This is a genomic window from Streptomyces sp. NPDC005070 (assembly GCF_053600395.1).
In genome coordinates this window covers 85,677-92,486 of the sequence record NZ_JBSFZS010000018.1, presented here as the reverse complement: position 1 = coordinate 92,486, position 6,810 = coordinate 85,677, and the positions used below count along the sequence as shown (strand labels likewise).

Annotated in this window: 5 protein-coding genes; 2 read left to right on the top strand and 3 right to left on the bottom strand. The window is 70.0% G+C overall.

Annotated elements, in window-relative coordinates; all coding sequences use genetic code 11:
- Positions 1–161: 161 nt before the first annotated feature.
- Positions 162–1,031, bottom strand: a complete 870-nt coding sequence (locus ACWEBX_RS09205) for a hypothetical protein (protein WP_451884269.1) — start codon at positions 1,029–1,031, stop codon at positions 162–164.
- Positions 1,032–1,259: 228 nt separating this feature from the next.
- Between ACWEBX_RS09205 and ACWEBX_RS09200 the strand changes: the two genes are divergently transcribed.
- The gene (locus ACWEBX_RS09200) at positions 1,260–1,802 is read left to right on the top strand and encodes a bacterial proteasome activator family protein (protein WP_037614800.1); all 543 of its coding nucleotides are present in this window, start codon (positions 1,260–1,262) and stop codon (positions 1,800–1,802) included.
- Between the two features lie 249 nt (positions 1,803–2,051).
- On the opposite strand, the gene ACWEBX_RS09195 is transcribed toward ACWEBX_RS09200, so the two are convergent.
- Positions 2,052–3,668: a protein kinase domain-containing protein gene (locus ACWEBX_RS09195; RefSeq protein ID WP_451884268.1), complete on the bottom strand. Its 1,617-nt coding sequence runs from the start codon at positions 3,666–3,668 to the stop codon at positions 2,052–2,054.
- 314 nt (positions 3,669–3,982) lie between these two features.
- Here ACWEBX_RS09195 and ACWEBX_RS09190 point away from each other — a divergent pair, with 314 nt between their 5' ends.
- Positions 3,983–5,545, top strand: coding sequence for a protein kinase domain-containing protein (locus ACWEBX_RS09190; RefSeq protein WP_451884267.1), 1,563 nt, complete (start codon positions 3,983–3,985; stop codon positions 5,543–5,545).
- Positions 5,546–5,737: 192 nt separating this feature from the next.
- Here the strand turns inward: ACWEBX_RS09190 and ACWEBX_RS09185 are convergent, their stop codons facing one another.
- On the bottom strand, positions 5,738–6,400 hold the full coding sequence (locus ACWEBX_RS09185) for a response regulator (RefSeq protein WP_451884266.1): 663 nt from the start codon (positions 6,398–6,400) through the stop codon (positions 5,738–5,740).
- Between the last annotated feature and the right edge of the window lie 410 nt (positions 6,401–6,810).

Below are 6,810 nucleotides of genomic sequence, written 5' to 3'. Positions count from 1 at the left end.
CCGGCACGCCGAGAGCACGCTCCCCCGAGCTCTCGGCTCCGCTCGAGCAGGGGGGACCCCCATGACGCCGCCGGGCCGCCCTTCGGGCGACGACGGGAATTGTCAGACAGGCCCTAGTGGGGCCCGCTCGGCCGCAACGGTTGCCGCCCTCCGGGGGCTGCTCAGCCGTTGCGTACCCGCAGGCCCAGCAAGGCCAGGGCCAGGCCCAGGCCGATGAGGACCAGGCCGCTGCCCAGCGGCAGGATCGCCAGCTCTCCCTCGGGCGTGCCCACGACGCTCTGCTGGACGGGGGCCGCGTTGTCGCCCGAGGGGTCGGTGGCCTCGCTCGGCTCCGTGATCGCGGTGTCCGCGGCGGGGGCCGTGTCCTGGAGGTCCGGGCTGTCGGAGTCCTGGCTGTCCCGGCCGTCCGGAGTGTCCTGCTCCGTGCGGCCGGGCCGCTCGCGTCCCTCGCCCGCGTAGCTGCCCGCGCGGGAGCGGGAGGGGTCCGCCGTCGGGGTGGGGCGGGCCGGATCGGAGGCCGTGGGACGGGCCGCGTCCGAGGCGGTAGGCCCCTGCGCGGACGGCGCGGACGGAACGGACGGGGTGGTCCGTCCGGGTGACGGATGCGGTGATCCGGTCCCCGGCGTGGGCGGCGTGGACGGGGCGGTCGAGGTGGACGGGGTGGGCGTGGTGGTCTCCCCCGCGGAAGGAGCGGGCGAGTCGCTGCCGCGGGTGGGCGGAGCCGGTGAGGTGCCGTCGGCAGCCGACGGCCCCCGAGAGACAGCGGCCGCGCCGCCGCTCCAGGAGCCGGCCCCGGCGGTGGGCGCGAGGCTCCCGGAGCGGGCCAGGGCGACGGGCGTGAGGTCCCCGGAGCGGGCCAGGGCGGTGGACGCGTGCCCCCTGGTGGTCGCGAGAACTCCGGACCTGGCCGCGGCCGTGGACGAGAAGCTCCCGGAGGCTGCCTGAGCGGCATGGGTGACGGGGGCGGCGCCGGTCAGCAGGGCCGCCGCGAGGAGTCCGGCCGTGGGCAGGGTGCGCAGCCTTGGAGTCACGTCGGTGACCCCCTCCCGGAACGGTTCGCCAAGATGGGTGCCGTGATCGACGCAACCAGCCTCACATGACGTCGTGATCCCGGCATCTCGACAGAAAGTGACGTCATTCGCGCACTTCAGAGGCCGTGGCACCCCCTCATTTCGCCAACTGGGCCGACGTAGGTGGTGGATCACTGTGTATGGGGGGCACCACCGTGATGGAGTACGTGGGTGCGAGAGAATGGCGGCATGGAGATGCCGAGGAACGAACGGTCGCCGGAGAACCCTCAGATCCTGGTCGTCGGACAGGACGGGATGGCTCTCGGCGGCACCGGGGACGAGGACTCCCGCGAGATCCCGGTGACGGAGATGGTGGAACAGCCTGCCAAGGTGATGCGCATCGGGAGCATGATCAAGCAGCTTCTGGAGGAAGTGCGCGCCGCTCCCCTGGACGAGGCCAGCAGGGTCCGCCTCAAGGAGATCCACGCGAGTTCCGTCAAGGAGCTGGAGGACGGTCTCGCTCCGGAGCTCGTGGAGGAACTGGAGCGGCTCTCCTTGCCCTTCACGGACGAGGGGACCCCCAGCGACGCCGAACTGCGGATCGCGCAGGCTCAGTTGGTGGGCTGGCTGGAAGGGCTCTTCCACGGGATCCAGACGACCCTGTTCGCCCAGCAGATGGCGGCCAGGGCGCAGTTGGAGCAGATGCGCCGTGCGCTTCCGCCGGGTGTCGGCGGCCTGGAGGGCGACGAGGACCCCCGTACGGGCGGCCGTTCGGGCGGGCCGTACCTGTAACCACGAGGGGTTGCCGACCCGTCACGCGTGTTGTCGACCAGCCCCGCGTGTCGTCGGCCGACCACGCGGGTCATCGAGTCACCGCCCCCGTCACCCGGCGCCGGGCGATCATCACCGACAAGAAGCGGGCCCGGCACGCACGTGCCGGGCCCGTTCCGATTCCGCTTCCCGTTCCGTTTCCGAGCCCGGACACCCAGGCCGCCCGGGGTGTCCGGGGAAGCGGGGTGTCCAGGGCGAGTGCCCAGGACCCTAGGAGGGGTCGCCCGAGGACACCTTGAGCTCGATCTCGGGCATGTTCTTGGGGTCGACGTCGTCACCGGCGGAGGGGAACTGGTCCATGATCGTGTCCTCGCCGTACGTGTTCTCGTCCACCTGCGTGATCTTCATTCGCCAGCCGGCGGCCTGGAAGCAGGACTTCACCGAGGTCAGGTTCTTGAAGTGGAAGTCGGGGACCATGATCTTCTTGGGGTCGTCGTACGACTCCGTCGGGTCCGTGCACTTCTCGGTGTCGATCGTCTTCGACGTGTCCGGGCCCTTGTGGCCCGCGACCGCGGTGGTCGACGAACTGGCGGTGCTGTCGCCGCCGCCCTTGTCGTCGTCGCCGTTCCCGCCGTTCAGGGTGAGCGCCGTGATCAGACCGCCGATCGCGATGATCGCGACCAGGACCGAGCCGACCACGACCGACTTGTTGCTCCCGCCGCGCCCCTGGCCGCCGGCGGGCTGGGGCGAGAGGTTGTACGGGGGAGGCGTGGAGGCGCCGTGCTGCCCGGCGTACGCGGAGGTCTGCGGCGGAGTCGGGTAGCCGCCCTGCTGCGGGTAGCCGTACGCCGGGGCGGGGGTCGGCGTGCCGTACGGGTTCGGCTGGTACGGCGTCTGCACGGGACCGGGGGCCGGGGTGCCCTGGTCGACCGGCGGGAAGACGGCGGAGCCGACGCCCGAACCGCTCGGCGTCTGGGCGCCCGGCACGATGTTCGGCGCGGCGGCCTGGAACGACTGGGCGACCCGGAGGCACTCGTCGCGCATGATCTCGGCGCTCGGGAAGCGCTCGTTCGGGTTCTTCTTCAGCGCGCGGGCGATCAGCGCGTCCACGGCCGGGGGCAGGGAGCGGTTGACCGAGGAGGGCGCGACCGGCTCCTCTTGGACGTGCGCGTACGCGATCGCCAGCGGGGAGTCCGCCTCGAACGGCAGCCGCCCGGTGACGAGCTGGAACAGCATGATGCCGACCGAGTACAGGTCGGACCGGGCGTCGACGCCCCGGCCGAGGGCCTGCTCCGGGGAGAGGTACTGCGGGGTGCCGACGACCATGCCGGTCTGCGTCATGGAGGTGACGCCGGACTGCATGGCGCGGGCGATGCCGAAGTCCATGACCTTGACGATGTTGCGCTTGGTCATCATGACGTTGCCGGGCTTGATGTCCCGGTGGACCAGGCCCATCTCGTGGCTGATCTCCAGGGCCGCCAGGACGTCCGCGGTGATCTTCAGGGCCTTGTCGGCGGGCATCGCGCCGTACTGCTGGATGTCCGAGTCGAGGACCGAGCCGAGCGGCTTGCCCTCGATGTACTCCATGACGATGTACGGCGTCGTCATGCCGTCGAGGTCGTCCTCGCCGGTGTCGAACACCGAGACGATGTTCGTGTGGGTGAGCTTGGCCACCGACTGGGCCTCGCGGCGGAAGCGCTCGCGGAAGGCCTGTTCCCGGCCGAGTTCGGTGTGCAGGGTCTTGATCGCGACCTGCCGGTCGAGCACCGAGTCGTAGGCGAGATGCACCGAGGCCATACCGCCCTCGCCGAGCAGATCGCGCAACTGGTAGCGGCCGCCGGCGACCGCGCGCCCCGCGTACCGGCCCTGTGCGCCGTCCTGGCTCATCTTCTGCGTCCCCCGCGGCATCGGTGATCGATTGGCTTATTCCGGGCCAAGTCTGCCCGAGGGCACGGACACGTCAAGCTCGGTGCCCGTTCCGTGACCGTCTGAGAAAGAAGCGTCGCGGAAGCGTTACAGGTGACGTACGCCCGGTACACGGAATGTGCACCGACGGACTCCAACGGACTTCGACGGACGGGACGTCCGGTCCATCTCACGCTCATCTCGGACCGGCGCCCCACGTGGAGCCTGTAGCGTGGCCCGACGGAGACCGTAACAACCACCGCGCAGACCGCGGGCAGAAACGACGGCGAGGACTGATGGCACAGCAGCAGCGCGCTCAGGGCCCGTCCGACCCCGAGGCGACTGGCGGCGGTATGTCGGATGCGCCGGAGCTGTGGGGTAACGGCGGGCTGGTCGGCGACGGCCGGTATCGGCTGACACACCGGCTCGGCCGGGGCGGCATGGCCGAGGTGTTCGCCGCCGAGGACGTGCGCCTGGGACGGACCGTCGCGGTGAAGCTGCTCCGCTCCGATCTGGCCGAGGACCCCGTGTCCAAGGCGCGTTTCACACGCGAGGCACAGTCGGTCGCGGGGCTCAACCACCACGCGGTCGTGGCCGTGTACGACTCCGGCGAGGACGTGGTCGGGCACGGCGTCGTCCCGTACATCGTCATGGAGATCGTCGAGGGTCACACGATCCGCGATCTGCTGATCAACGCCGAGGCCCCCGGGCCCGAGCAGGCGCTGATCATCGTCTCCGGTGTCCTCGAGGCGCTGGCCTACTCGCACCAGCACGGGATCGTGCACCGCGACATCAAGCCGGCGAACGTGATCATCACGGAGACCGGCGCGGTCAAGGTGATGGACTTCGGCATCGCGCGTGCCCTGCACGGCGCGCAGTCGACGATGACCCAGACCGGCATGGTCATGGGCACGCCGCAGTACCTCTCCCCGGAGCAGGCGCTCGGCAAGGCCGTCGACCACCGCTCCGACCTGTACGCGACCGGTTGTCTGCTCTACGAACTCCTCGCGCTGCGGCCCCCGTTCACTGGCGAGACCCCGCTGTCGGTGGTCTACCAGCACGTCCAGGACATCCCGCTGCCTCCCTCGGAGGTCTCGCGAGAGGTGCCGCCGGAGCTCGACGGGCTCGTCATGCGCGCCCTCGCGAAGGATCCGGACGACCGCTTCCAGACCGCCGAGGAGATGCGCGGACTCGTCCAGTACGCGCTCCAGATGCTGTACGACCAGGGCAGCCACACCGGCACCTGGAACACCGGCCCGGTCACCATGCACGAGGGGCCGCACGGCCAGGGAGCCGGTTTCGCCGGCACGGCGTCGCTGCCGCACCCCGGCGACTACGGCACCACGCAGATCCCGGCGCCGCTCATCCCGGCCTACGGGGCCGGTGACGACGGCGGCTTCGAGGGGCACGGAAACCGGGGCAGCGGCCGCGGCAAGCTGTGGATCCTCGCGGTCTTCGCGCTGATCGCCATCGCCGGTGGTGTCGCGCTGGCGCTGCACAACACCGGAAACGGCTCGGGTTCGGGGACCGGCACCACGCCGACGCCGACCGTCTCGCACTCCAGCAAGCAGGACGACTCCACCGATCAGCCCACCGACGACTCGACGGACCAGTCCTCGGACGACGGCACGTCGGACGACTCGACCAACACCGGCGACACCACGGACTACCCCCCGTCGTACGAGCCGTCCCGGAACGCCACCACTCCGGAACAGACGGACGAGCCGACGGACGAGCCGACGAAGACCGCGCCGACCACGGCGGAACCGAGCACACCGTCGACGCCGACGGACGAGCCGGAGTCCAGCGAGCCGGCCGGCGGCGGCACCGAGTCCCCCGCCGCGGGGACCGTGGGCTGACCTGGTCCGGTCCTCCCGGGTCCGTTCGGGACCCGGGAGAGCGGATTCTTTTCGTCCGCTTTCTCCGTCCGGTCTCCGTAAAGGGTCACCCGTCCCCAAGGGGTCACCCGTCCCCAAGGGGTCACCCGTCCCCAAGGGGTCACCCGTTCCAAAGAGGTCACCGGCCCCAGAGGTGCCGCAACCCCTGATCATTCAAGGATGTCGCTGTTCCGCCTGTTTGCGGGCCACATAGGCGGCCGCCTGCGACCTGCGCTGCATTCCCAGTTTGGACAGCAGGCTCGACACGTAATTCTTGATCGTTTTCTCGGCCAGGTGCAGTCGCTCCCCGATCTGGCGATTGGTGAGCCCCTCGCCGATCAGATCGAGGATTCTGCGTTCCTGGTCGGTGAGACGGGAGAGCCGGCCGTTGTCCTTGCTGCCGCCGTCCCGCAGCCTTTCCAGGACGCGCGCGGTGGCCACCGGGTCCAGCAGGGACTTCCCGGCCGCGACATCCCGTACGGCCGTGAGCAGCTCATGGCCGCGAATCGCCTTGAGGACATAGCCCGACGCGCCCGCCATGATCGCGTCGAAGAGGGCCTCGTCGTCGGCGTACGAGGTCAGCATCAGGCATTTGATGTCCTCGTGCGCGGAGCGGACCTCGCGGCAGACCTCCACCCCGCTGCCGTCCGGGAGGCGTACGTCCAGGACGGCCACGTCCGGGCGGGTGGCCGGGATCCGTACCAGTGCGTCGGCCGCCGTACCCGCTTCCCCCACCACTTCGAGGTCGTCCTCGACCGAGATCAGTTCGTGGACGCCACGGCGGACCACTTCGTGGTCATCGAGGAGGAATACCGTGATTTTCCCGATTTCACGCACGGTGTCAGTCTCACACACGGCCCTGGGCATTGCCCCAGGTGAACTCTTCCCGAGCCCGGGGTGGCCGGGATAACGTGCCAGGGTTCCGGCCCCCTGCAAGGCTGTGACCAGTGCTGTGACCAGCGACTGTTCCGATCTGCTCGATCTAGTAGGAAATTCACGTTTCCAAGTACTTGGATTTCCTATCAAAATCGCAGGTCAGGAGGGGTTTCACAGAAATGTGAAGCACTGGGTAACGTGGCAGTTGCAGGGCGCTCGCCGGGGCACCTGTCACGCCTGTTCCCGGCCGAGTGGCACCCACCCCGTGCACGGGTGCCGGAACAGGCGAGCCGCTCTCCCGAACTCGAACCGCGAGCGAGGGGGACCCCAGCCTTCCGGCAACCCCGGGGGCCGGACCGACGGAGGAGCAC

Excerpts from the sequence above, each read along its gene's own strand:
- ACWEBX_RS09200 (WP_037614800.1), top strand. The coding sequence starts at position 1,260 with ATGGAGATGCCGAGGAACGAACGGTCGCCGGAGAACCCTCAGATCCTG.
- ACWEBX_RS09195 (WP_451884268.1), bottom strand. The coding sequence starts at position 3,668 with ATGAGCCAGGACGGCGCACAGGGCCGGTACGCGGGGCGCGCGGTCGCC.
- ACWEBX_RS09190 (WP_451884267.1), top strand. The coding sequence starts at position 3,983 with ATGGCACAGCAGCAGCGCGCTCAGGGCCCGTCCGACCCCGAGGCGACT.